This window comes from Rhizobium sp. TBD182, from assembly GCF_001950375.1.
Taxonomy (GTDB): domain Bacteria; phylum Pseudomonadota; class Alphaproteobacteria; order Rhizobiales; family Rhizobiaceae; genus Agrobacterium; species Agrobacterium tumefaciens.
On sequence record NZ_BDLN01000002.1, the window covers coordinates 116,554 to 140,369 of the forward strand.

Sequence of the window (23,816 nt, forward strand, 5' to 3'; positions counted from 1 at the left end):
GTTTCTACCGGAAATGCTCTAATGCAAGCTTCCGAGGCGCTCCAGTGCCTCGGAAAATCCCTGTCCCTGCAACTGGAACGAAACCGTTCGGCCCTGCAGATCGGGGGCCTCTATTGTCAGGGTTTGTCCGGCCTTCAGCGCGGTTACAAGTTCGACGAACGGCGTGAAGGAAACGATGCAGCCCACGGGCAGACACGTGCTGACCTGAACTTCCTGCAACCGCACATTTCCGGATTTTACCGAAAACAGCTTTGTGACGGCAAGGCCGAAAGGCATGACCACGGTGCCGGAAAGCTTACCCGGCGTCCCGACATCATCAAGCCGGAACTCGACGGAGACGACCAGTTTGCGTGTCTTCTCCTCAAGCTGGACCTGAGCGATGGCGCAGAGCGGTTTTGCCGTCTCCGCCACCGGCTTACTGGCGTCATTATCATCTTTTTTCGCAGGCGCGACGCAAGCAAGCTGCCAACTCCCGTGAACCTCACGCAACGGCGCGTCCGCCTTTTTTTCTGCATCTTGCGCGGGAGCACCGCCTGCCACCAAACCGGCGGACAGGAACACCGTGAGAGCCGTTTTCCAAAGCGTGTTTTGACTGCGCTTCATCAGAAACGAACTCCAAGTTGGGCTGAAGCAGATTGATCCAGAAGACCCGCGCCAAAAACCGCGCCGTAACGGAATGTCAAGGTGGCGGATGGGTTGAGATTGTAGCTAAGCCCCAGATTGATCAATGCCACGTCGCGCGCCATGGCAGCACTTGTCACAGAAAACGCACTGCCACCATCGTAGAACAGTGCACTCTCCATCATCGGATCGCCATAGGCATGACGCCACCCGATATCGAGCATCGCGCGTCCAAGCATCCCCTCCAACGCAATGTCACGGCTGATGCGCGCCCCGAGCGTCGAATAAAACTCGTCGTGGCTGACGGCACCCGAAGAGACGGCGGCGATACCGCCCATCTCCCGGAAAGCATCCGTCCGCGTATTCACGTAAGCGATATTGGCGTAAGGCTCGATATGGGTGAGATCGAAATCGAACCGCCAGGCGGCTTCGGCAAAGACCTGCGTGGTGGAAGCGTCGTAACCAGCGGTTAGGTCCTCCTTCAATGTTGAAAAGGAAACCGCCCGGCGCGTTTCGACATCCTGAAAGGCGTGGGTTGCACCAAGACGCAGGGATGCAGGGCCAATTGTTTTGCCCGCATAACCCGCCACATAGTAGCTGTCCACGTCAGCAGATGCCGCAGGAGAACCCTGGCTGATCACATCGCGGCCGTATCCGGCGGCCACCCCGGCACGCCAGCCATCAGCCAAATCTCCGTCAATACCAAAGAGGACGCCGCCGCCCTTCATGTCGGCCGATGCGCCGTTTCCATCGCCATCGATGCGGCCGCGAGAGCCGAAACCACTGGACCAGAACGTGAGTGAACCCTCGTCAATGTCAAACGGGTTTGATCCGCCTTCAGCATAGGCGACCGGCAGGATCGGGCGCGCATCGACACCTTCGAAAGCACTGCGCAGCCGGTTGAGAATGACATCGCGGGTGAGTTGGCTGCGGTTGATCAAAGCCATGGCAAGCGAGGGATGAATTTCCCCGGCAAGCTGCGCGAAGGCGGATTGGGTTTCGCCCTGCTGCAGAAACACGGCCGCCTCGTAGAGCGGCGAGCTTTCCCCAAGCGCCTCTATGGCGTTGGCGGCCCCGCGCGCATTGGCCGTCGATGTTTCAGCGGCCAAAAAGCCGGCATCCGGTGATGCCCGGGCGAAGGAAAGATAGGTGCTGCCGTCGTCGGCACTCCGGGCTACCCTTGCGGTCAGATAGGCGAAATTTTCGCCGACATTTGAAAACGTACCGGTAATTCCGCCCGTTGCCGTCAGGATCGTGTAGCGGGTGCTGAGGCTATAGGCAGTTTGGTTCGCCAGCGACGTAACGACAAGACTGACATCATTGTCGATGGTGATAGTTCCGGTCACGGCAAGCCTGTCGGAATTGCCGGCGGCGTCGATTTCAACCTCATAGCGAGAGCCACTAGCAAATGTTGCGCTGCCCGTGGAAGCCAGCGTGCCGATCGAATTGCCGGGCGCGAGCGTGCCACCCGAGCCGACGGTCAGGCCGCCGATGGTGCCGGAGCCGCCGAGTGTGGCACCGGTACCGACCGAAACAGCGCTTGCAACCGAACCATTGACGCTGAGCTTTCCAGAGGAAACCGCAGTGGTGCCCGTATAGGTACTATTTCCGGTCAAGACCAGATTACCATCGCCGGTCTTTTCAAAGGTGCCAGTACCGCTGATGGCATTGGAAAGCGTGCCGGCACCATCGACAACGAGTTGCGCATCATTGGCGATGCCGCCCGAGCCGAAACTTTTTGAGGTGCCTTTCAGCGTGCCGGAGGAAATCGTGGTGCCGCCGTAATAGCTGTTATTGCCGCCAAGCGTTGTGACGCCAGCTTCGGCAACGACTTTGCCCGCACCTGAAATATCGGCTGAGAGTATATAGCCGGTCTCGGAATGGTTGAAGACGATGCTGCCGTTGCCTGCACCGAAAGCAATCGTGCGCGCTTCCAACGCACCGGCTGAGCGGGCGGTTTGGCCCGCGGCAGCTCCGATGTTGAGCACGCCTGTGGAACCCGCCGATGCGGCAATGAGAATAGTGGGCGCAGCCAGCGAGGCTCCGCCGGTTATCTCCACGGAACCGTTTCCGGCATCGCCAACGACCATGAGATTGCCAACCGCAACGCGCGATCCCACACCGCTGACCAGAACGTTTCCATTCGATCCCGCCGCACTGCCCGCATAGAGATCATAGGCATCAAGCGATCCGCCATTCGTAACGGTCAAGCTTCCGGAACCTTCAAAACCCACATCGACGGAGCCGGAGTTCACAACGCCGTTGTCGATATAAGCGGTGACGTTCGAACCCGCTCCTGTGATCGTCATCGTGCCGGAGGAACCGCCAAGATCACCTAGCATCACCTTGGCAGCTTTGATACCGCCGCCGGCGCTGACCGACATATTTCCTGTAGTCCCGCCTCCGTATCCGACAAAAAACGTTCCGGTCATCGCCCAGCTCGATCCGTCGCCCGCCACCGTTACGGTGGAAGTGGAACCGCCATGGGACGCAACATAGCCGTCGCGGCTTTGCACCGTGCCACCGGCCTCGACGGTCATGGAACCGTTGCCGTCAAGGCCGACATTGAGATCGGCGCGGCTTTGCAATTTGCTGCCTGCGCCGGATACCCGGGCGGAACCAGTACCACCGGCATTTGTTCCGATGATGATATTCGCTGCATCGACAAGGCCGCCGCCCGTGACCGCCAGCGAACCCGTGCCATTTACCCCCACCTCGAGATCGCCACGGTTGACTGTCCAGACCGAGCCCTGCCCATCCACGGCGGCAGCGCCCGTTGCACCCGCCACAACGCCAAGCCGCGCCGTCGTACTATCAACGGAGCCACCTGCCAGGACGTTGAGCTTGCCGTTGCCAGCGGCACCGCCCAGATCGGCGGTGTCGCCGCCGATCTGCAGATTGCCGGTCCTCCAGTTGGAGCCGTCGCCGGTCACGGTCGCCTCACTCACCGAGTGGCGACCGATAATGGCCTCGCCACTGGTTACGGTCCCTGCGGCCTCTACGAGAAGCGTTGCAGCTCCAGAATTGCCAACGACGAGCGATCCGCCGCTTTGCAGCGCGGAGCCCAGACGGCTTACCGTCACGGAACTTCCGTCCGCAGAAGCCAGATTTGCAATCACCGTCGTTGTCTGACTGATGACCGTGCCGCCACCGGTTACGGTGAGCTTACCAACGCCTGCTTCGCCAACGACCATATCCCCGGACATGGTCCAGTGGCTGTCTTCACCGGAAACCAGCGCGGTTCCCGTCGTGCCGAGGTCTTCGGCCAGAACGCCTCTCGCGCTGTAAAGCTCGCTGGCGCCGAGCACCTCCAGATTTCCACCGCCGCCAGCTCCGGAAGACGACCCGCTCACAAAAACGGTGTCGGAAGTCGTGAGAGTGGAAGAGTTATCGAGCTTGAGGGAGCCATTTCCAGTCCCGCTTCCGCCAATAAGGACGTTCTTCGACGATGCCGTCGTGCCGTGCAAAAGGGAAAGGTTACCCACGCCGCTGCCACCGATGGAGACATCACCGTCATTCTGCCATTTCGCACCGATGAAACTTGCCGTGCCGGACGCGCCACTGACAGCGCCGAGAAAAACTGAATCTGTCTGCAAGCCGCCCTGCACTACCAGCGTGCCGGCCCCTGGCGCGGTGCCTATCAACAATTCACGGGCTTTGGCGCTCGTCCCTATCGTAATGACCGGCCCGTAGGTATCGATCATCACATCATCGCTGGCACCAGGCACGCGGCGCGACGGACCCCAGTCCGCGTCGGTAAACCAGTCACCCCCATCGGACCCCGTCCAGAGCAACGTTTCGGCGATAGCCTCCGATGTAGCGGCAAGCGAAAATATAAAGAAAAAAAGACCCGCCGTCCCGCAGACGAAAAGCCTGCTTGGCGTCAAGGCACGCATTTCCGCTGTCGGACAGGTTTCCCCTTCCGAAACATGGCAGAAACAAGCGGACATTCAGTCTCCCTAACCCGCGCGACTTGCGGTCTTCCTTTGATCGAGCGAATCATTTTTTGAATCAGATCAACTACGCCAGTTTGAAAGATGATTTCCAGTATGAACAGCGCAAAGCGTGGTTTTTACTGACAGACGAAACAAAAACGGAGCACGACAGGCGTGCTCCGTTAAATAAGCAACAGATGGCTGGAGTAAATCTCTGCCGAGATCGAACGGGAAAATCCCGTTCTGCCTACTGCTTTGAAAACCGCCCGAAGGCTCCGCCTGAAAAGCACAGGGGATCGCCATCGCGGTGGGCGGCACGCAGCACTTCGCCGACGATGATGGTGTGATCGCCCGCATCATGGGCTGCCGCCTGCCGGCATTCGAAACGGGCGAGCGTGCCCGGAATGACCGGAACGCCCTCGTCGTTGATTTCCCAGTCAAGATCGTCAAATGCGCGGCCGCTGCGGGTGAAGCGGGCGCTCAGCACGTCCTGATCTGCGCTCAGCACATGGATGGCGAAATGCGTTGCGCCGCTGAAGGCCGGATAGCGCGATGAATTTTTGGCAGGCGACCACAGCACCAGCGGCGGATCGAGCGATACCGACGCGAAGCTGTTGACCGTCATACCGATCGGCCCTTCGGGCGTCGTTGCCGTCACCACCGTCACGCCGGTGGTGAAAGCGCCGAGCGCATTGCGAAAGCTGCGGCTGTTTTCGCCGCCGGGAACAAATACGTGCTCATTGGGCATTTTGATCGCTTCTGCGACTGTCATCACGGCACCTCGCTTCCAATTGCAAGTGTGTAAAGCTCAAACCATGTCTGGCGGTCGATGGTGACGCGCAGGGCATCGGCCGCCGTTTTTATGCGCTGAATATTGTTGGTGCCGAGCACGGGCACGATCTTTGCCGGATGCCGCAGCAGCCAGGCGATGGCAACGGCAGTGGCATCGACACCCTGCTCGTTGCCGATGCGCTGCAGGGCAGCCATGGTTCCACCATGCGCACCGGAAAACAGCGAACCGCCGCCAAGCGGCGACCATGCCATTGGTGAAACGCGCTTTTCCTGCAGGAAGGCCAGATCGCCATTGGTGAAGCTATCGGTAGCAAGCAAGCTCATTTCGATCTGGTTCGTAACCAGCCTATTGCTCATAGCCGATTGCAGCAGGGAGAAATCCCAAGGGCGAAAATTGGAAACGCCCACGGCCTTGACCTTGCCGGACGCTACCAGTGCATCGAGCGCCTTGCCGGTTTCTTCGGGATCGATCAGCGGATCGGGCCGGTGGATCAGCAACAGATCGACATGATCTGTGCCCATGTCACGCAAGGAGGCCTCGACTGAAGCGTTGATATGGCCAGCCGTGGTATCGTAATGCTTGACACGGGCGGCTGAGTGACGCCCGGCTGGCGCCACGATGCCGCATTTCGTCACGATCTCGATCTTGTCGCGAAGGGATGGAGCTGCCTTGAGGCCGGCACCCAGAATGGCTTCCGCCGTGTATCCACCGTATATATCAGCCTGATCCATGGTGGTGATGCCCTGCGCCAGGCAGGCTTCGATCTTTGCCTGTACATGGGAAGGCGAAGTATCAGCATCGTCGCCGATGCGCCACATGCCGTAAACGATGCGGCTAAGTTCCAGGTTTTCAGAAAGAGCGATACGTTCCATCAGTGGCGTTCCCCGTTGCCCAGCGGCGTGGCAGGTGTTTCAGAAGGCACCCGGCCGTATGCATGCGGCAGGGAGCAGGTTTTCATTTGCGGCAGGACCTTGGTTCCGAAGTGTTCAGCCTCGTCGAGATGCGGATAACCCGAGAGGATGAAGGCGCGAATACCCATTTTCTGGTATTCCTCCAGCGCCGAAAGGACCTTGTCGGTGGAGCCGACGAGCGCTGCACCACAGCCGGAGCGCGCCCGGCCGATGCCGGTCCACAGGTTGGGTTCGACATAACCGAACTTGTCGGCCAGTTCCCGGGCCCGCGCCTGATGCGACACACCGAGTGAGCCGCTGTCGTGGGCGCGGTTGCGGATTAGCTGGCCATATTCGTCGTCGAGCTTCGAAACCAGATGCTCGGCATATTCACGCGCTTCCTGTTCGGTATCGCGCACGACCATGTGGACTCGCAGGCCGTAATCCAGCGTGCGGCCATGGGCTGCGGCACGCTCATGGGCAGCGCGCATGCGGTCTGCGAGCTGGTCTTTCGTTTCGGGCCACATCAGATACACGTCGCATTGCGCGCCGCACAGCTCCAGCGCATCCGGCGAATAACCGCCGAAATAGAGCAGCGGACCGCCGTTCTGCTGGTACGGACGTGCAGGCTCGGTGGAGACACCCTTGAATTGGTATATCTCGCCGTCATGGTCAATCGTGTCACGGGTCCAGGCCTGGCGCAAAATCTGCACGACTTCATGGCTGCGTTTGTAGCGAAACGCGCTGTCAGCCACCTCGCCGGGAAAATCGGAGCTGATGACGTTGAGCGTCAGGCGGCCCTTCAGCATGTGATCGAGCGTCGCCACCGTACGCGCCAGCATGATCGGCTGCATTTCGCCGCAACGGATTGCAGCAAGGAAATTGATGCGGTCACTGATCGGAGCGCAACCTGCCACGAAGCTCAACGTGTCCTGGCCGACCTGATAGGAAGAGGGGCAGAGAATGTTACGAAAACCGAGTTCCTCGGCCTTTTTGACGATATCCGAGCAATGTTCGAAGCTGGAGCGCAGGCTACCATCCGGCACGCCCAGATAGGCGTAATCATCGGAACAAAGGGCAGAAAACCAGGAGACCTCGGCAGCATCGAGATCAGCGGATGTAACGGGTACGACGGTCATGCAATTCCTCCTCAAGGCCGCTCTCGTTTTTCTTGCATAACATCAAGAAATATGTAAATCAATGATGTATCAATTTTTGTTTTGCGGAGGGGATGGCATCATGAAACACACGGGCGGCAGCCTGCCTATGTATTTGCAGATCGCCGAAATGCTGGTGCGCGAAGTCGCTGCGGGCCGTCTGACAGATGGTGAAAAGCTTGCTCCCGAAAGGGATATGGCAGCCGATCTCGGCATTGCGGTCGGCACGCTTCGCAAGGCGCTTGCGGAGTTGCAGGAGCGTGGACTGCTGGAGCGTGTGCAGGGTTCCGGCAATTATATCCGCGCGGTCAGCGATCCCCAGAGCGTTTATGCCTTCTTCCGGCTAGAGATGATCGAGGGCGGTGGCCTGCCAACGGCGGAGGTGCTGGATGTTGCGCGCCTTGCCAAGCCATCCACCCTGCCCGCCTTTGGCACATCGCCGGAAGGCCACCGCATCCGCCGCCTGAGGCGTATCGCGGGGAAACCAGCGGCAATCGAGGAGATCTGGCTAGACGGTTCCTATGTCGACACGATTACCATCGAGAACCTGTCGGAATCGCTCTATCTCTATTATCGCACCCGCCTCAATCTCTGGATATCGAAGGCAGAAGACCGCATCGACCTCGGGGAAGTGCCAGAATGGGCGCCTGCACAATTCGGCCAGAAACCCGGCGCGTCGGTGCCGCGGGTCCTTCGCCTGAGCCAGGGTCAGGACGGAGCCGTAGCTGAAGTCTCATGGACATGGTTCGACCACACCGTCGCACGGTACGTTTCACGCATACGTTGAAAACGCACGAAATTCGCGTGATCCACATGGACAGAGAAAATTGACCACAGGCAAGGAAGCCGCGACCTGCCACGCCGGGGTTTTCGTTGAAATATTTCTACAAATCAAAGCTTTGCCGGTTTTTGATTTCTGTCAGAAATAAAATTGATACACTATTGATTTCCTTTTGACGAAAGGTAATATCACGGGCCTAGGGAGACAGGCGTTTGGCCGTCCCACGATATCGCCGGACGATCGGGATGATTTTTTCGAAAAGCGATGCGTGGATTTGAAGGTTGATGCCGGGTTTGCGTTCATCCGATTTTGGACGCCCCGGACGTGAGGAGGAAAAGATGGCTTCAGTCAGCCTGCGCAAGCTGGACAAGAGTTACGGTTCCCTGCGCATCGTCAAGGGTATCGACCTTGAAATCAACGATGGTGAATTCGTGGTTTTCGTCGGCCCCTCCGGCTGCGGAAAATCCACGACGTTGCGCATGGTCGCCGGGCTGGAAAGCATCAGCGGCGGTGAGGTGATGATCGGCGACCGCGTTGTCAACAAACTGCCGCCGCGCGAGCGTGACATCGCCATGGTGTTTCAGGACTACGCGCTTTACCCGCACAAGACTGTGCGTGAAAACATGGGTTTCAGCCTGAAGGTACGTGGTGTAAGCGCCTCGCAGGCCAATGCCAGCATTGATGAGGCAGCGAATATGCTGGGCATCAGCCATCTGCTGGACCGTCGTCCGGGCCAGCTTTCCGGCGGCCAGCGCCAGCGCGTGGCCATGGGTCGCGCCATCGTGCGCCGCCCGCAGGTGTTTCTGTTCGACGAGCCGCTTTCCAACCTCGACGCAAAACTGCGCGGACAGGTTCGCACGGAAATCAAGCGCCTGCACCAGCAGCTCGGCACCACCATCATCTACGTTACGCATGATCAGGTGGAGGCGATGACGCTGGCTGACCGCATCGTCATTCTGCGCGGCGGCGATATCGAGCAGGTGGGCACGCCGGACGAGGTCTATAACCGTCCGGAAAGCGTGTTCGTCGGCGGTTTCGTCGGTGCGCCTGCCATGAATTTCGCTCGCGCCAGAGTGACCGGCGACAGGCTGACATTTACGGACGGCAACTCTCTTCCACTGGCAGCAATCAGACCGTCCCGTGAAACGGCGCTCGATGGACGGGAGGTCATCGTCGGCATTCGCCCTGAACATTTCGGTCCCGCCGGGGGATTTGACACACAGCTCTCCGTCAAGGTGCAGGTGGTGGAGCCTTTGGGGTCGGATACGCTGGTGCATTTCACCCTCGGTGATGCGGCGCTGACGGCGAGAATGCCGCCAGAGATGAAACCGGCTCCGAATGAGGAACTGAAGATCGGCCTCGACCCATCGAAGGTGCACCTGTTCGACGTGACGACGGAACGCTCCATTCAGTGACAGGATCGGGCCGCCACCGGCCCGGCTTCAAGATTTCAATAACGGGAGGAAAACATGAAATTCAAAGCCCTTACGGGAGCGGCGCTCTGCGCAACGATGCTCAGCTTTTCGGGACAGGCCTTTGCCGACGCCGAACTCAAAATCTTCGTTTCCAGCCAGCATCAACCCGATGTGTGGCGCAAGGCGCTCGATCAATATGAGGCGAAGACGCCGGGCGTGAAAGTCGTGATCGAGACCGGCGGTAACACCTCCGAAATGCAGGCGCAATATCTCAACACCGTCATGTCTGCCAAGGATTCAAGCCTCGACGTGCTGATGCTCGATGTCATCCGTCCCGCACAGTTCGCAACCGCTGGCTGGACCAGCGATTTCTCCGGCAAAGACTTGTCCGCCTACCTGCCGACCTATGCAGAAGCAAACACCGTGAACGGCAAGATCGTGGCGCTGCCGGCGTTCGCCGATTCCATGTTCCTTTACTATCGCAAGGACTTGCTGGACAAATACGGCATCCAGCCGCCGACCACCTGGGATGAGCTGAAGGAAGCCTCAAAAAAGGTGATGGAGGGCGAAAAGAACCCCGAACTTCAGGGCCTCTCCTTCCAGGGTAAGGCCATCGAAGGTGCGGTATGCACGTTCCTGCTGCCCTACTGGAGCGAAGGCAAGTCGCTGGTTCAAAACGGCAAGCTGAATTTCGACAATCAGGCGGCCGTGGATTCGCTGAAGCTCTGGAAGAGCTTCGTCGACGAAGGCATTTCCAAGAAGAACATTTCCGAAGTGGCGACCGACGACACGCGCAAGGAATTCCAGGCGGGCAAGGTTCTCTTCGCCGTCAACTGGTCCTACGCCTGGACCCATTTTCAGGGCAAGGAATCCCAAGTGAACGACAAGGTTGGCGTCGCCCGGTTGCCGGCCGTCAAGGGCGGAGAGCAGACGACGTGCCTCGGCGGCTGGGAATTCGGCGTTTCCGCCTATTCCAAGCAGCAGGACGAAGCCAAGAAACTGGTGGAATATCTGTCCAGCCAGGATGTTTCGAAGTTCATGGCCATCAATGCCGCGCTGCTGCCCACCTATGCCTCGCTCTACAAGGATGCTGATGTGACCAAGTCCATCCCTTGGTTTGCGGATGCTCTTCCGGTTGTTGAAACGGCAAAGGCCCGTCCGGTCACACCGCGTTACAACGAGGTCAGCGAAACGATCCGCACCACCGTCAATGGCGTGCTTGCGGGCGTGATGTCGCCGGAAGACGGCGCAAAGCAGATGGAAAGCCGTCTGCGCCGCGTATTGCGCTAAGCCCTGTGGCCGGGGACGGCATGCAGGACATGCCGTTGCCGGCCCGTTTGGCCGAACCAGTGAAAATCGCCTGAACGGCGCGATAAACGGGCCGGGACTTAACCGGTCTGATCGGGAGACGATGACGTGAATTCAGTTGCGGGAGTGGCAGACGTGACGATGCCGGAGAGAACAATGGTCAGGGTGGACGAGAAACCGCAGCCGCGCTGGACGCGGTGGCTCGATCTCGGTGACCGGTCGCTTGCCGTGCTTTTGCTGGCGCCTGCAGCCATTCTTCTTTCGCTTATCATCGTCTATCCGGTGGCGCGTCTCGTATACACCTCGTTTTTCAGCCTTTCGCTGACATCGGGCCTGCCGGCGGAATTCATCGGCTTTGAAAACTACACGGCGATGCTCGATGACCCGATTTTCTGGGAAACGACCTGGAATACGGTGCTGATAACGCTGATAACGGTGCCTGGAGCGCTGTTCATGGGCCTGGGCCTTGCGCTCCTCGCCAACCTGCCGTTTTCGATGCAATGGCCGATGCGCCTGTCACTGCTCATCCCCTGGGCGCTGCCTCTGTCGTTCGCCGGCCTCATCTTCGCGTGGTTTTTCCACTACGAATACGGCGTGGTCAACGATGTGCTGAACCGGCTGGGCTTTGAAGGCATCATCTGGTTCAACTCGCCGAACTGGGCCTTCGCAGCCATCTGCCTGACGATCATCTGGAAGACCTCCTCCTTCATGGCACTGATGATCCTTGCAGGGCTGCAAACCATTCCGCGCTCGCTCTATGAAGCCGCCGATGTGGATGGCGCCGGCAAGCTCAGGCAGTTCTTCGAGATCACGCTGCCGCTCCTAAAGCCGTCGATCGTCGTTGCTCTCATCTTCCGTACGATTACGGCGCTGCAGACTTTTGATATTCCATACATGATGACCGGCGGCGGCCCCGGCACATCAACCACGACGCTCGCCATGTACATTCACCAGAACACTGTTTCCTTCCTCGATCTCGGTTACGGTTCGGCACTGGCGGTCATGATGTTTGCGCTCTCCATGTGCGTCACTGCCGTTTATCTCCGCATTATCAGGACGAAGGACTGATCCCATGAGCACCGTTGCGACCTCCTCCGGTCTGTCCTCCTTCTTCTCCGGCAAGCCGCTGCGCTTCATTGCGGCCTCCATATTGCTGGTCAACGGCCTGTTTCCGGCAATATGGATCCTGTTCACCTCGCTGAAAACTGAAGCGGAACTGACTGTGAAACCGATCACATGGTTTCCGCATGCGCCGACGCTTGCCAATTACATGCAGGCCTTTTCCGACCAGCCGTTGCACCTCTTCCTGTTCAACAGCTTCATGGTCGCGCTGCTTTCCACCGCACTCACAATTCTGATTTCGGTGCTGGCAGCCTATGCGCTGGCGCGGCTCGATCTCAAGTACCGGGCGCTGATCCTCTCGCTCATCATCGCCGTTTCCACATTCCCGCTGGTAACGCTGCTGGTGCCTCTGTTCGAGATCATGCGTGCGCTCAACCTGCTCAATAGCTGGACCGCTCTTATACTGCCTTACACCGTGCTCTCCCTGCCGGTCTGCACGCTGATGCTGGTGTCCTTCTTCGAAAGCATCCCGCGCGATCTGGAAAACGCCGCCATGATTGATGGCTGCACCCGTATCGGCGCGCTGTTCAAGGTTGTCGTGCCGCTATGCGCGCCAGGCGTCTTCACCGCCGGCATTCTCGCTTTCGTGAACGCCTGGGACGAATTCCTGCTGGCGCTTTCCTTCAATTCCAATCCGGCACTGCGCACGCTGCCGGTCGGCATCCAGCTTTACCAGGGTGAGTTCGCTTTCCCGTGGCCCGTCATCTCGGCGGCGCTGGTGGTCGGCATCGTCCCGGTTGCGATCCTGATCGTCATCTTTCAGGAACGCGTCGTCTCCGGTCTCACCGCCGGCGGTCTCAAGGGTTAAACAGGTACAGTCATGCAATTCGAAAAGACCAGAGACGGCTTCACGCTTGCGATTGGCAGCCACACCATTCTTTCTCATTCGCCTGAGAACCCGGCTTTCTTCGCCGGTTTCGGCAAGGAGCGGATGGATATGTATCGCGGCAATTTCGATATCGAGGACTATGTCATCGAACGAACTGCGCTCCGCCACGCCGAAGTCAGTGGCGACAGCGTTACGCTGTCTTCCGCACCCGGGCAGGCCGCACGCCTTCATCTGGCCCTGGATGGAAATGCCATCAGGGTCACGGCGCTGGATGAAACCATCAATCGGCTGTGGCTGCGGATCATCGCAGATGAGGACGAACATGTCTGGGGCGGTGGCGAACAGATGTCCTATTTCGACATGCGCGGCCGCCGCTTTCCGCTCTGGACCTCCGAACCCGGTGTCGGCCGCGACAAGACCGCTGAAATCACCTTCAAGGCTGACGTCAGCGGCAAGGCGGGTGGCGATTATTACAACACCAATTACCCGCAGCCGACCTATCTGTCGTCGCGCAAATATGCGCTGCATGTGGAAACCAGCGCCTATTCGGTCTTCGATTTCCGCAACGAAGATTTCCATGAAGTCGAGATATGGGCGATCCCCGAGAGGATCGAGTTTTTCACCGGCGATCGTTTCACCGATATCGTTTCCGCCCTCTCGCTGCGGTTCGGACGCCAGCCGGAACTGCCGGAGTGGGTCTATGGCGGCGCGATCATCGGGTTAAAGGATGGCGCCAACTCCTTTGCCCGGCTGGAAAAAATCCGCGCTGCCGGAACCAAGGTCTCCGGCCTGTGGTGCGAGGACTGGGTGGGGCTTCGCCAGACATCATTCGGCGCCCGGCTCTTCTGGGACTGGCAGGCCAATGAGGCGCGTTATCCGCATTTGCGTCAGAAGATCGCGGAGCTTGCCGATCAGGGCATTCGTTTTCTGGGATACGTGAACCCCTATCTCTGCGTCGACGGCCCGCTTTTTCCGGAGGCGGAGGCGGCCGGTTATTTCGCCACCGGCGCGGACGGCAAGACGGCGCTCGTGGATTTCGGCGAGTTCGATTGTGGCGTGGTCGATTTCACCAATCCGGCCGCAGCCGAGTGGTTTGCCGAAGAGATCATCGGCAAGAATATGCTGGATTTCGGCCTTTCCGGCTGGATGGCCGATTTCGGCGAATATCTGCCGATCGACATCACGCTATCGAACGGCATCGACGCCAAGCTGATGCACAATGCCTGGCCGACGCTCTGGGCAGAGGTCAACGCCAAGGCTGTTGAAAGCCGTGGCAAAACCGGCGAAGCGCTGTTCTTCATGCGGGCGGGCTTTACCGGTGTGCAAGCCCACTGCCCGCTGCTGTGGGGCGGCGACCAGTCCGTCGATTTTTCCCGCCATGACGGTCTCGTCACCGTCATATGCGGTGCGCTGTCCTCCGGTCTTCTCGGCAATGCCTATCACCATTCCGATATTGGCGGTTATACCAGCCTGTTCGGCAATGTCAGAACCCCGGAACTCATCATGCGCTGGACGGAGATGGCAGCCTTTACTCCTGTCATGCGAACCCATGAGGGCAATCGCCCGCGCGACAATCTCCAGATCGATCAGGACGAGACCGTTCTTGGCCATTTTGCCCGCATGACGGCAATCTATGTCGCACTCGCCCCCTATCTGAAATCGCTTTCCACTGAAGCGGCCGAAAACGGCCTGCCGGTACAGCGCCCGCTTTTCCTGCATCATGAGAACGACCGGCAGACCTATGCCATTCAGGACAGCTATCTCTATGGGGCCGACATGCTGGTCGCACCAGTGTGGAAGGCGGGGGAGACGCAGCGCACGCTTTACCTTCCGGGCGATGGGGAATGGATGCATCTTTGGAATGGCGCGCGGTATTTTGGCGGGCACGAGATCACCGTGGAGGCTCCGATAGGCCAGCCGGCTGTGTTCTACCGCGCTGAAACGCCCTTTACTGCGTTATTTGAACAGCTTCGCAATATCGCTTGAAGCATCACCTTCCGGCCATTTCCAAAAAACGCCGCAAATATTGCGGCGTTCAACCGATGCTCTAACAGGCCTCGCTAAACGGCCATCAGCCCGTCAGGCGTGGTGATGTAATGGCTTTCTTGAACAGCACCGTCATCGCGTCACTGATGCCCTGGGAGGGGCTGACTTCGAAATACAGGCCCGGGGAAGCGCAGCTCTGCATGCGTGAGCCGATTTCCGCCTGAAAGGGCTTGATCCAGCTATTATACCAGTCATTCGTCGGCAGCGGCAGATAGGTGGTATAAAGCACCGCGATACGAAAACCCTTTTCCTTCAGTTTCGTACAGTCTTTGATGTCGATCGGCTCCTGACAGCGGCCTCCCGTCAGTTTTTTCGTACAGGAGGACGGCTTGTAACTGTCGCCCACCCCGTCTGAAACAAAGAAAATAACCTTATCCGGGTTCGCCGAGCTTGCGCCCGTGCCCGAACTGCCGACCTTATCTCCAATCTGGATCAGTGCCCGGTCGAAATCTGTTTGCTGGTCGTTGTTGTATCCCTGATAGGGGATTGACATAAGGTTGATTTCACCAGCTTTTTTCTTTGCTGCGTCCAGATCCGATGTCAGCGAAACGACCTCAAGCAGCTTGGTATCTTCCGCCCGTTCCCCGAAGGTATAGACGGCCATGCGATATTGATTGCTGCTTTTGCGCGTGGACTTTGCCGTGTCCATCAGGCTGGCGGTTGCCTTGGCAACCACGTCGATACGCGTCGTAACCCCGAGTTTCTTGGCCTTGAAGTAATAGCTGTTCGGGTCTGCCACGCCGTCCTTCACGATGTGGCAGGCAAAAGCGCATTTATCGCCAGTGTTCGCAACCAGGGTGGCAACATCCGTGGGTGTCGCGCCCACTCCCATGGAGGGCGTATTATCAAGCAGAAGATAGAAATCGCTGAAGGTTTCCGTTTCGTATTTGGCCGTGGCCGTGCCGGCAACCGAAACGAAATCCTTCCCCAGAAGCCCTGAGAGGGTCGTGCTGACCGACGCCTTGAAGCTGACGGACGACTCGACCACATTGCCGTGCTTGATCACCGAGACATCGACAGAGGTAATGGTGTAGTCCGCGTCGCCGCGCTGATTGCCATCGAAGAATGCCCGGGCTTCTTCATTGCCGACGGGAATGACACCGTCCCCCGACATCTTCTTTGCCGCCTGAACACTTGCGGACATATCGGCGACTGCCGCCAGAGCCGCGGAATCCGCCGCCTGCTGCAGATCGGCTTTGACCGACATGCCGCGCGTAATATCGAGCGCCACACCGGCAGCCCCGCACAGAGGCACCATGAGCAGCGCGGTCAGAATGCCAAAATTTCCAGATTTCTCTCGCCAGAAGTTTTTCAAGTTCGCCCCCAACCAATCTGGGAGCTGAAGCTAATACAGCGGAATTGAAAAGCGGTTTCAATAAATAACTAATTTTTGATAAACTTAATATAATCGACAACTAATATGTTCGCGGCAAATTCGCCAATATTCTCGTTAACTTTCAACGTTGACATTACTTCAAAACCCTCCTAGCAAAACAGTCTCTTCCGAGGGGAGCACCTGACGGTGCTGAGATGGCGATGAGCCGGACCCTTGAACCTGATCCGGGTCATGCCGGCGTAGGAACGGAAACTGTAGCGCGTTTGCGGTACTGCCCTTTCTCTTCTCCGCTTTGCCCGGATCTCCGTGATCGCCACAGCTGGAGACCGAACGATGATGATGAAACATCCTTCCCTTCGTATACGGTACGGCTGCGTCTGAGCCCCGGCCGATGCGTGCCTCCCATGCGCTGAAGGGCGTCGTTCTTATTCTGATTGTCTGGCAGCTGGGCATCTGGCTGCTTGCACCGCCCCGCTACATCCTGCCCTCGCCGGCCGATGTTGCCGCAGCACTCCTGCGCCAGCCAGCCTTCCTGTTCGGACAGGCCATGGTGACATCAGGTGAAATGGCTGTCGGGCTTGCGGCTGGCATTGCCGCCGGCATTCTCGTTGCCTTTACGATTGCCGCCGTCCCGCGTTTTGGCCGCCTCGTCTGGCCCATGGTTCTCGTGTTGCAGGCATTTCCGGTCTTCGTGCTGGCCCCCATTCTCGTACTCTGGTTCGGTTTCGGCATGGCCTCGAAAGTTGTCATGACGGCGATCATCATCTTTTTCCCCGTCGCTTCAGCCTTCACCGACGGCCTCAATCGCACGGATCGGACAATCCTCGATGCCGCCTCGCTGACAGAGGCGAGCCACTGGCAAATCCTCACCCGGCTGCGTGTGCCGCTGGCGCTTCCCTCACTCATTTCCGGGCTGAGGGTCGCAGCTCCGCTCGCCCCGCTCGGCGCGGTCATTGGCGAATGGGTGGGCGCCTCCGCCGGGCTCGGTTTTGTCATGATCCAGTCCAATGCCCGCATGCAGACCGACACAATGTTCGCCGCCATGACCATTCTCGCCCTCATGGCGGTGCTGCTGCGGCTTGTCGTCGACCGGGCAACGGCCAACCTCGCCCCCTGGGCCAAAGAAACAGACCATCTCATTCCTTTCAAACATTTGCGGAGACTTTCGGCACCATGAAACGAACTCTTCTTTCCCTCGTCGTCGCGGCAGCAAGCGTGCTTTCGCCTGTGCAATCGCAGGCGGCCGACAAGCTTACCGTGTTGCTGGAATGGTTCGTGAACCCGGACCATGCCCCGATGGTGATTGCCAAGGAACGCGGCCTTTTCGCCGATGCAGGGCTGGAGGTCGAGTTGATCCCGCCCGCAGACCCATCCGCCGTACCGCGTCTGGTCTCGGCAAAGCAGGCCGATATCGGTGTACACTACCAGCCGAACCTCTATCTCGACCACGATGCAGGGCTGCCGCTCGTCCGTTTCGGCACGCTGGTCGAAACGCCGCTGAACACCGTCACCGTTCTGGCCGACGGGCCGATCAAGAGCCTGAAGGACCTGAAAGGCAAGAAGGTCGGCTTCTCGGTTTCCGGTTTCGAGGATGCGATGCTGAAGCGCATGCTGGAGAAGGAGGGACTGACAAAGGACGATGTTGAACTGGTCAACGTCAATTTCTCACTCTCGCCATCCCTGATCGCCGGCAAGGTCGATGCCACGCTTGGCGGCTTCCGTAATTTCGAACTGACGCAGATGAAGCTTGAAGGCCACGAAGGCCGCTCGTTCTTCCCCGAGGAACATGGCGTGCCCGCCTATGACGAGCTCATCTTCGTCACCCATCGTGATCTCGTGAAAGATAGCCGCCTGCCGCGTTTTCTCTCGGCCGTTGAGCAGGCTGCTATTTTCATCACCAACCACCCGCAAGAATCCTGGCAGCTTTTCATCAAGGCCTATCCGAACCTTGACGACGGGCTGAACAAGCAGGCGTTTTTCGATACGCTGCCGCGTTTCGCCAAACGTCCAGCCGCACTCGATCGCACCCGCTACACACGCTTCGGCACCTTCATGCAGGACATGCAACTGATCAAGCGGGCGCCGGCGGCGGAAGACATTGCCGTGGAGTTGCAATAACCATGGCAAACAGTTTTCCGACTGCGGCGAAGGCCGCAGAGATCCTCGAAAGGGTAAGGCAGACGCGCCCGCGCGTGCATTGCCTGATGAACACCGTGGTACAGAAATTCACCGCGGACGGCATTACCGTTGTCGGCGGCATACCCTCGATGACAACCTCACTCGAAGAAATCGGTGCTTTCGTCACGAAAGCCGATGCGGTAACGATCAATCTCGGCACGCTCGACGCCGACCGGCGAAAAGTCATTCGATTTGCCGTCGAGATCGCCCGCGCGGCTGGCAAGCCGTGGATTCTGGACCCCGTGCATTGCGACTATTCGCCATCGCGACTGGCGTTCGCGCGTGACCTGATCTCGCTTGGACCCACCATCGTGCGCGGCAACAGCGCTGAGATGAGCCTGATCGGTGCTGTTCCGAACGCCATCAGGATAGAGACCGGACCTGTCGATAACCTGCGCGACGCCACAAGGAGTGTCAGAATCGTCAACGGTCACCCGTGGATGGCGAAGGTGACAGGCACGGGTTGCCTATCGGGTGGGGTCATCGCCGCCTTCATGGCGGTGGAAAAAGACGCACTGACGGCCGCCGCCGCCGCCCTCGCCATCACGGGTGTCGCAGCCGAACTGGCAGCGAAAAACGCCAAAGGCCCCGGCACATTCGAGCCGGCATTTCTCGATGTGCTTTCAGAAATTTCCGGCGAAGACATAATAAACGATGCGAGGATTGAGCATGAACAAGGTTGATTACCGTCTCAACGCGTTGGTCGATGCGAGCCTCGGCGATGTTGCGCCCTTGGGCGAGCTTGCTCTGGCGGCCGCACTCAACGGCGCGACCATTCTCCAATATCGCGACAAACACGCCTCCACGCGGGAGATGATCGAAAACGCCAGCGCAATTCGCGAAGCCATTGCCGGCACGGGCGTGCCGCTGGTCATCAACGACCGGGTGGATGTGGCGCTCGCCTCTGGCGCGGACGGGGTGCATCTCGGCGCCGATGATATGGATGCCAAAACCGCCAGACGCATCCTTGGAGATAAGGCGATCATCGGCCTCACCGTCAAGAACCGCGCCGATGCCGAGCGGGCGGCCTCCATGCCCGCCGATTACGCCTGCATTGGTGGCGTGTTCGAAACCGTTTCCAAGGTCAATCCAGACAAGCCTGTCGGCCTCGACGGCTTTACGACGCTCCGCACTCTGCTCCGCGAATTGCGGCCGGGCATGCCGGTGGGCGCCATCGCCGGTATCGATCTTGCCCGCGTGCCGAACGTCATCGCCGCCGGTGCGGATGGTGTCGCCGTCATTTCTGCAATCTTCCGCGCAAACGATATTGCCAGCACAACCAGGGACTTCCGCGCGGCAGTCGATGCAGCGCTGAAAGCGAGACAGCCATGACAGCAATCGCATTGACCATCGCCGGCTCAGACAGCGGCGGCGGCGCGGGCATTCAGGCCGACATCAAGACTTTTTCGGCACTCGGCGCCTATGCCGCCAGCGTCATCACCGCCATCACCGCCCAGAACACCAAAGGTGTGACGGCAGTGGAGGATATTTCCGTCGCCACCATCGTCGCGCAGATGGACGCTGTTTTTTCCGATCTTGCCGTCAATGCGGTGAAGATCGGCATGGTATCGCGGATCGAAACCATCGCGGCCATAGCTGCAAGGCTTCGGCAGCAGCCCCAGCCGGTGGTGCTCGACCCCGTGATGGTTGCGACCTCCGGCGACCGTCTGTTGCATGCGGATGCGATCGAGACATTACGGCGCGACCTGCTGCCGCTCGCCACCATCGTCACGCCGAACCTGCCTGAAGCAGCGCTTCTCACCGGCTTGCCTATTGCAGACACCGAGGCGGAGATCACCCGTCAGGCCGAGATGATCCTAAAGGTGGGCGCGAAAGCCGTGCTCATCAAGGGCGGCCATGGCGACGGGCCGCAGAGTACGGATTATCTGTTTGCAGACGGCACCGTGCAGGCGCTTTCCGCTACGCGAGTTGACACGAAAAACGACCATGGGACCGGCTGCACGCTGGCGGCGGCGATTACGGCTCATTTGGCCAAGAGTTGTGAATTGCGTGAGGCGGTTGGTCTTGCGAAGGACTATCTGAATGGGGCGCTTAACGCTGGTCGGGGGCTTGCCGTCGGGAACGGTCGGGGACCGGTGCATCATTTTTATCGGTGGTGGGAGTGAAGGTTAGAGTGGAGCGTAGGGCTTACCCCCCTCTGTCCTGCCGGACATTTCCCCCTCAAGGGGGGAGATCGACAAGTGGCCTGCCCCGGGCGTTTTAGTTGGCGGACGAGATCGCGATACCGACGTTAATGGGGACCGAGGCGAAAACCTCACCCGATCTCCCCCCTTGAGGGGAAGATGTCCGGCAGGACAGAGGGGGGTGAGCCCCACGCTCTGCGCATCCGCCTTCACCGCGCCTTCGGCGTCGCCAGCACATTCCTGATCGCAAAACTCGAATGAATCCGCGAAACACCCGGCAGCTTCGACAGAATCTCCTTATGGATGCGCTCGAAATCGCCCGCACTTTCCGCCTCACATCGCAGGAAATAATCCGACCCGCCCGTCATCAGGTAACATTCGCGGATTTCTGGATAACGCCGCACCGCGTTCTCAAACCTGTTGAGAAAATCCTCCGTCTGGCGGTCGAGCGTGATCTGCACGATGACCGAGATCACCTCGCCGCCGGCAAGGCCGCTGGTCAGCGCCGTATAGCCCCGGATGATACCCTCCCGTTCCAGAATATCGACCCGGCGAAGGCAGGCAGAGGCCGAAAGGCCGACTTCCGCAGCAAGTTTCGCATTGCTGATGCGGGCATTGAGCCGGAGCAGGCGAATGATGTGGCGGTCGGTCGCGTCGAGTGACGACATAGAAAATTCCAATATGACAATGAAAGTTGCGTATATTGCATTTTTATCGCATCTTATTCGAACAATAGCCAAGAAATTCGACAATCGTTGCAATACTCTCATGTGATAAAAATGAGGGTGAACGACCATGGACATGCAGATCAGCCGCCAGCAGGCAGCGGGTGGTGCAAGCGGCCATCTGACCATCGATCTTGGCGCATTGCGCGATAATTATCTCGCGCTTGCGGCAATGGCACCCACATCGCAGACGGCAGCGGTCGTCAAGGCTGACGCATACGGCCTCGGCGCGGATATCGTCTCGCAGGTGCTGTTTGAAGCGGGCTGCCGGAATTTCTTCGTCGCCCATATCGATGAAGCGCTGGCGCTCCGGCTGCGTCTTTCAGCGGAAGCGCGGATTTTCGTCCTCAACGGGCTTCAGCCCGGTAACGAAACCTCCTGCGCAGCCATGGCCGTCACACCGGTTCTGAATTCGCTCGAGCAGATCGCCCAATGGGCGACCCACGCCAAAAATCTTGGCAAGACATTACCCGCCGCAGTGCAGATCGATACCGGCATGTGCCGTCTCGGCCTCTCTCCCGAGGAGCTTGAAGTCCTCGCCTCCCGGCCGCAACTGCTTGATGGTATCGACATCGCCTTCGTGATGAGCCACCTCGCCTGCGCCGACGAGCCGGATCACCTCTCCAATGCCGCCCAACTCTCTGTGATGCGAAAAGCCGCTGCAGCTTTTCCTGATGTATCCGTCTGTTTTTCCAATTCCGGCGGCATCTTTCTGGGCAACGACTATCACAACTCCCTGCTACGCCCCGGCATTGCGCTTTATGGCGGCGCGCCCTCCGTTACCCGTCCCAACCCGATGAAACCGGTCGTCCGGCTTAATGTCGCCGTTATTCAGACCCGCGAAGTTCCCGCCGGATCGCTGGTCGGTTATGGTGGCTCTTTCGAAGCGGCCGGGCCGACGCGGCTTGCGACGATCGCGGCTGGTTATGCCGATGGCCTGCCGCGATCGCTCAGCAATCGCGGTGCGGCATGGTACAATGGCGTTCGCCTGCCCATTGCTGGTCGAGTTTCAATGGACAGCATCATTCTCGACATATCCGCCCTGCCCTTGGGAACATTGACGCAAGGCAGCTTCGTGCAGATGATCGGGCCTGACCAGACGCTGGAAGACATTGCCGAGGATGCGGGCACGATCGCCTATGAAATCCTGACCGGCCTCGGACGCCGTTACCGCCGCAATTATATTCAGCCGGGCGAAACCCCGGCCGTCGCTTCAACATCTGTCAGCCATAAGTGAGACGATCATGAACGTCACTATCCTCGGAGCCGGCGTCGTCGGCGTGACCTCCGCCTGGTATCTGGCCAAAGCCGGACACAAGGTGACGGTGATCGACCGCCAGCCGGCGGCAGCACTTGAAACCAGCTTTGCCAATGCCGGCGAGGTTTCCCCCGGCTATTCCTCGCCATGGGCCGCGCCCGGCATTCCGATGAAGGCCATGAAATGGCTGTTCATGAAACATGCCCCGCTCATCATCCGCCCGACCGCCGATCCGGCGGCGTGGCGCTGGATGAGCCAGATGCTGCGCAATTGCACATCGGCGCGTTATGCCATCAACAAGAGCCGCATGGTGCGCATTGCCGAATATAGCCGCGATTGCCTAATGGCGCTGCGCGACGAAACCGGGATAGAATACGACCAGCGCATGCAGGGCACACTGGAGGTTTTCCGCACCCAGAAGCAGTTCGACGCCATCGGCAAGGATGTGGACGTGCTGACGGCAGGTGGCGTGCCTTTCGAAATTCTCGACCGCGACGGCTGCGCCGCCATCGAGCCCGGCCTTTCTCCTTCCAGGGAAAAGATCGTCGGCGGACTGCGCCTGCCCGGTGATGAAACCGGCGACTGCTTCATGTTCACCACCGAACTTGCGCGCATGGCTGAAGAGGCGGGAGTCACCTTCATCTACGATACCGGCATCATGCGCCCCATCGTCGAGGCAGGCCGTATCAAGGCCGTGGAGACCACCAAGGGGCTGGTGGAAGCCGATATTTTCGTCGCCGCACTGGGCAGCTATTCCCCGCAATTCGTCCGCCAGCTCGGCCTTACCCTGCCGGTTTACCCGGTCAAGGGCTACTCCATCACGGTTCCGATCGTGAAGGAAGAACGCGCGCCCGTTTCGACCGTGATGGACGAAACGTTCAAGGTGGCGATCACCCGGCTCGGCTCGCGCATCCGCGCCGGTGGCATGGCGGAAATCGCCGGTTTCAGCAAGGATCTGCCCGCAGCAAGACAGGAAACTCTGGCCCATTCGGTGGAAGACCTGTTCGGCGGCGCAGGTGACCAGAGCCAGGCGAAATTCTGGTGCGGCCTGCGCCCGATGACGCCGGATGGTACGCCTGTCATCGGCGCCACCCGCTACAGCAATCTTTATCTCAACACCGGCCACGGTACGCTTGGCTGGACCATGTCCTGCGGCTCGGCCCGTGTGCTTGCCGATCTCATCAGCGGGAACAAGCCCGAGATAGACACGCACGATCTGGCACTCAGCCGTTACGCAGCCTGAAGTGCGACAGGGCGGCGCTTATCCCCGTCTTAAGG

At 59.2% G+C, this 23,816-nt stretch carries 20 protein-coding genes and 1 riboswitch; of the genes, 13 read left to right on the plus strand and 7 right to left on the minus strand.

All coding sequences use genetic code 11. From position 1 onward, the window contains the following. Nucleotides 1–18 precede the first annotated feature (18 nt). The 5 genes from T18_RS09345 to T18_RS09365 form a co-directional block, all read right to left on the minus strand. Nucleotides 19–603 carry an invasion associated locus B family protein gene (locus tag T18_RS09345; protein WP_038494009.1) on the minus strand — a complete coding sequence of 195 codons (585 nt, stop codon included), beginning with the start codon at nucleotides 601–603 and terminating at the stop codon, nucleotides 19–21. Further along, a complete protein-coding gene (locus T18_RS09350) occupies nucleotides 603–4,571 on the minus strand; it encodes an autotransporter domain-containing protein (RefSeq protein WP_038494012.1) in 3,969 nt (1,322 codons plus the stop codon). Before T18_RS09350 ends, T18_RS09345 begins: the two co-directional genes overlap by 1 nt. 232 nt (nucleotides 4,572–4,803) lie before the next feature. Continuing rightward, nucleotides 4,804–5,328, minus strand: a complete 525-nt coding sequence (locus T18_RS09355) for a flavin reductase family protein (RefSeq protein ID WP_038494015.1) — start codon at nucleotides 5,326–5,328, stop codon at nucleotides 4,804–4,806. Beyond that, nucleotides 5,328–6,221 (minus strand): aldo/keto reductase, encoded by an 894-nt coding sequence (locus T18_RS09360; protein WP_019564643.1) that lies wholly within the window; start codon nucleotides 6,219–6,221, stop codon nucleotides 5,328–5,330. The genes T18_RS09355 and T18_RS09360 overlap by 1 nt, the downstream gene beginning before the upstream one ends. Next, a complete protein-coding gene (locus tag T18_RS09365; protein WP_003510817.1) occupies nucleotides 6,221–7,378 on the minus strand; it encodes an LLM class flavin-dependent oxidoreductase in 1,158 nt (385 codons plus the stop codon). The genes T18_RS09360 and T18_RS09365 overlap by 1 nt, the downstream gene beginning before the upstream one ends. 100 nt (nucleotides 7,379–7,478) lie before the next feature. On the opposite strand from T18_RS09365, the gene T18_RS09370 reads away from it, so the two are divergent. The 6 genes from T18_RS09370 (at nucleotide 7,479) to T18_RS09395 (ending at nucleotide 14,837) form a co-directional block, all read left to right on the plus strand. Continuing rightward, complete coding sequence (locus T18_RS09370) at nucleotides 7,479–8,183, plus strand: GntR family transcriptional regulator (protein ID WP_003510818.1); 705 nt, start codon at nucleotides 7,479–7,481, stop codon at nucleotides 8,181–8,183. A 332-nt stretch (nucleotides 8,184–8,515) separates the two neighbouring features. After that, a complete protein-coding gene (locus T18_RS09375) occupies nucleotides 8,516–9,592 on the plus strand; it encodes an ABC transporter ATP-binding protein (protein ID WP_038495792.1) in 1,077 nt (358 codons plus the stop codon). A 54-nt stretch (nucleotides 9,593–9,646) separates the two neighbouring features. Then, on the plus strand, nucleotides 9,647–10,882 hold the full coding sequence (locus T18_RS09380; RefSeq protein ID WP_013761547.1) for an ABC transporter substrate-binding protein: 1,236 nt from the start codon (nucleotides 9,647–9,649) through the stop codon (nucleotides 10,880–10,882). A 174-nt stretch (nucleotides 10,883–11,056) separates the two neighbouring features. Next, nucleotides 11,057–11,968, plus strand: a complete 912-nt coding sequence (locus tag T18_RS09385; protein WP_003510821.1) for a carbohydrate ABC transporter permease — start codon at nucleotides 11,057–11,059, stop codon at nucleotides 11,966–11,968. 4 nt (nucleotides 11,969–11,972) lie between these two features. Next, nucleotides 11,973–12,830 (plus strand): carbohydrate ABC transporter permease, encoded by an 858-nt coding sequence (locus tag T18_RS09390; RefSeq protein ID WP_003500737.1) that lies wholly within the window; start codon nucleotides 11,973–11,975, stop codon nucleotides 12,828–12,830. A 12-nt stretch (nucleotides 12,831–12,842) separates the two neighbouring features. After that, the gene (locus tag T18_RS09395) at nucleotides 12,843–14,837 is read left to right on the plus strand and encodes an alpha-glucosidase (RefSeq protein ID WP_038494022.1); all 1,995 of its coding nucleotides are present in this window, start codon (nucleotides 12,843–12,845) and stop codon (nucleotides 14,835–14,837) included. 85 nt (nucleotides 14,838–14,922) lie between these two features. Here the strand turns inward: T18_RS09395 and T18_RS09400 are convergent, their stop codons facing one another. Next, nucleotides 14,923–16,212 (minus strand): TadE/TadG family type IV pilus assembly protein, encoded by a 1,290-nt coding sequence (locus T18_RS09400; protein ID WP_038494024.1) that lies wholly within the window; start codon nucleotides 16,210–16,212, stop codon nucleotides 14,923–14,925. A gap of 181 nt (nucleotides 16,213–16,393) precedes the next feature. Beyond that, nucleotides 16,394–16,496: riboswitch (TPP riboswitch) on the plus strand. 128 nt (nucleotides 16,497–16,624) lie between these two features. On the opposite strand from T18_RS09400, the gene T18_RS09405 reads away from it, so the two are divergent. Genes T18_RS09405 through thiD form a run of 5 tightly spaced genes read left to right on the plus strand, consistent with a single transcriptional unit; the run spans nucleotide 16,625 to nucleotide 20,537 of the window. After that, the gene (locus T18_RS09405; protein WP_038494027.1) at nucleotides 16,625–17,410 is read left to right on the plus strand and encodes an ABC transporter permease; all 786 of its coding nucleotides are present in this window, start codon (nucleotides 16,625–16,627) and stop codon (nucleotides 17,408–17,410) included. Next, the gene (locus T18_RS09410) at nucleotides 17,407–18,351 is read left to right on the plus strand and encodes an ABC transporter substrate-binding protein (RefSeq protein WP_038494029.1); all 945 of its coding nucleotides are present in this window, start codon (nucleotides 17,407–17,409) and stop codon (nucleotides 18,349–18,351) included. The genes T18_RS09405 and T18_RS09410 overlap by 4 nt, the downstream gene beginning before the upstream one ends. 2 nt (nucleotides 18,352–18,353) lie before the next feature. Continuing rightward, nucleotides 18,354–19,094, plus strand: a complete 741-nt coding sequence (locus tag T18_RS09415; protein ID WP_038494032.1) for a hydroxyethylthiazole kinase — start codon at nucleotides 18,354–18,356, stop codon at nucleotides 19,092–19,094. Next, a complete protein-coding gene (thiE, locus tag T18_RS09420; protein ID WP_038494035.1) occupies nucleotides 19,081–19,743 on the plus strand; it encodes a thiamine phosphate synthase in 663 nt (220 codons plus the stop codon). Before T18_RS09415 ends, thiE begins: the two co-directional genes overlap by 14 nt. Continuing rightward, complete coding sequence (thiD, locus tag T18_RS09425; protein WP_038494038.1) at nucleotides 19,740–20,537, plus strand: bifunctional hydroxymethylpyrimidine kinase/phosphomethylpyrimidine kinase; 798 nt, start codon at nucleotides 19,740–19,742, stop codon at nucleotides 20,535–20,537. Before thiE ends, thiD begins: the two co-directional genes overlap by 4 nt. Nucleotides 20,538–20,764: 227 nt before the next feature. Here thiD and T18_RS09435 read toward each other — a convergent pair whose 3' ends face one another. Next, nucleotides 20,765–21,223: an Lrp/AsnC family transcriptional regulator gene (locus T18_RS09435; RefSeq protein ID WP_003500727.1), complete on the minus strand. Its 459-nt coding sequence runs from the start codon at nucleotides 21,221–21,223 to the stop codon at nucleotides 20,765–20,767. A 127-nt stretch (nucleotides 21,224–21,350) separates the two neighbouring features. Between T18_RS09435 and alr the strand changes: the two genes are divergently transcribed. Beyond that, nucleotides 21,351–22,517, plus strand: coding sequence for an alanine racemase (gene alr, locus T18_RS09440; RefSeq protein ID WP_038494041.1), 1,167 nt, complete (start codon nucleotides 21,351–21,353; stop codon nucleotides 22,515–22,517). Between the two features lie 7 nt (nucleotides 22,518–22,524). Continuing rightward, nucleotides 22,525–23,781, plus strand: coding sequence for a D-amino acid dehydrogenase (locus T18_RS09445; protein WP_003510835.1), 1,257 nt, complete (start codon nucleotides 22,525–22,527; stop codon nucleotides 23,779–23,781). Nucleotides 23,782–23,816: the final 35 nt, after the last annotated feature.

Excerpts from the sequence above, each read along its gene's own strand:
- T18_RS09345 (WP_038494009.1), bottom strand. The coding sequence starts at position 603 with ATGAAGCGCAGTCAAAACACGCTTTGGAAAACGGCTCTCACGGTGTTC.
- T18_RS09350 (WP_038494012.1), bottom strand. The coding sequence starts at position 4,571 with ATGTCCGCTTGTTTCTGCCATGTTTCGGAAGGGGAAACCTGTCCGACA.
- T18_RS09355 (WP_038494015.1), bottom strand. The coding sequence starts at position 5,328 with ATGACAGTCGCAGAAGCGATCAAAATGCCCAATGAGCACGTATTTGTT.
- T18_RS09360 (WP_019564643.1), bottom strand. The coding sequence starts at position 6,221 with ATGGAACGTATCGCTCTTTCTGAAAACCTGGAACTTAGCCGCATCGTT.
- T18_RS09365 (WP_003510817.1), bottom strand. The coding sequence starts at position 7,378 with ATGACCGTCGTACCCGTTACATCCGCTGATCTCGATGCTGCCGAGGTC.
- T18_RS09370 (WP_003510818.1), top strand. The coding sequence starts at position 7,479 with ATGAAACACACGGGCGGCAGCCTGCCTATGTATTTGCAGATCGCCGAA.
- T18_RS09375 (WP_038495792.1), top strand. The coding sequence starts at position 8,516 with ATGGCTTCAGTCAGCCTGCGCAAGCTGGACAAGAGTTACGGTTCCCTG.
- T18_RS09380 (WP_013761547.1), top strand. The coding sequence starts at position 9,647 with ATGAAATTCAAAGCCCTTACGGGAGCGGCGCTCTGCGCAACGATGCTC.
- T18_RS09385 (WP_003510821.1), top strand. The coding sequence starts at position 11,057 with ATGGTCAGGGTGGACGAGAAACCGCAGCCGCGCTGGACGCGGTGGCTC.
- T18_RS09390 (WP_003500737.1), top strand. The coding sequence starts at position 11,973 with ATGAGCACCGTTGCGACCTCCTCCGGTCTGTCCTCCTTCTTCTCCGGC.
- T18_RS09395 (WP_038494022.1), top strand. The coding sequence starts at position 12,843 with ATGCAATTCGAAAAGACCAGAGACGGCTTCACGCTTGCGATTGGCAGC.
- T18_RS09405 (WP_038494027.1), top strand. The coding sequence starts at position 16,625 with ATGCGTGCCTCCCATGCGCTGAAGGGCGTCGTTCTTATTCTGATTGTC.
- T18_RS09410 (WP_038494029.1), top strand. The coding sequence starts at position 17,407 with ATGAAACGAACTCTTCTTTCCCTCGTCGTCGCGGCAGCAAGCGTGCTT.
- T18_RS09415 (WP_038494032.1), top strand. The coding sequence starts at position 18,354 with ATGGCAAACAGTTTTCCGACTGCGGCGAAGGCCGCAGAGATCCTCGAA.
- thiE (WP_038494035.1), top strand. The coding sequence starts at position 19,081 with ATGAACAAGGTTGATTACCGTCTCAACGCGTTGGTCGATGCGAGCCTC.
- thiD (WP_038494038.1), top strand. The coding sequence starts at position 19,740 with ATGACAGCAATCGCATTGACCATCGCCGGCTCAGACAGCGGCGGCGGC.
- T18_RS09435 (WP_003500727.1), bottom strand. The coding sequence starts at position 21,223 with ATGTCGTCACTCGACGCGACCGACCGCCACATCATTCGCCTGCTCCGG.
- alr (WP_038494041.1), top strand. The coding sequence starts at position 21,351 with ATGGACATGCAGATCAGCCGCCAGCAGGCAGCGGGTGGTGCAAGCGGC.
- T18_RS09445 (WP_003510835.1), top strand. The coding sequence starts at position 22,525 with ATGAACGTCACTATCCTCGGAGCCGGCGTCGTCGGCGTGACCTCCGCC.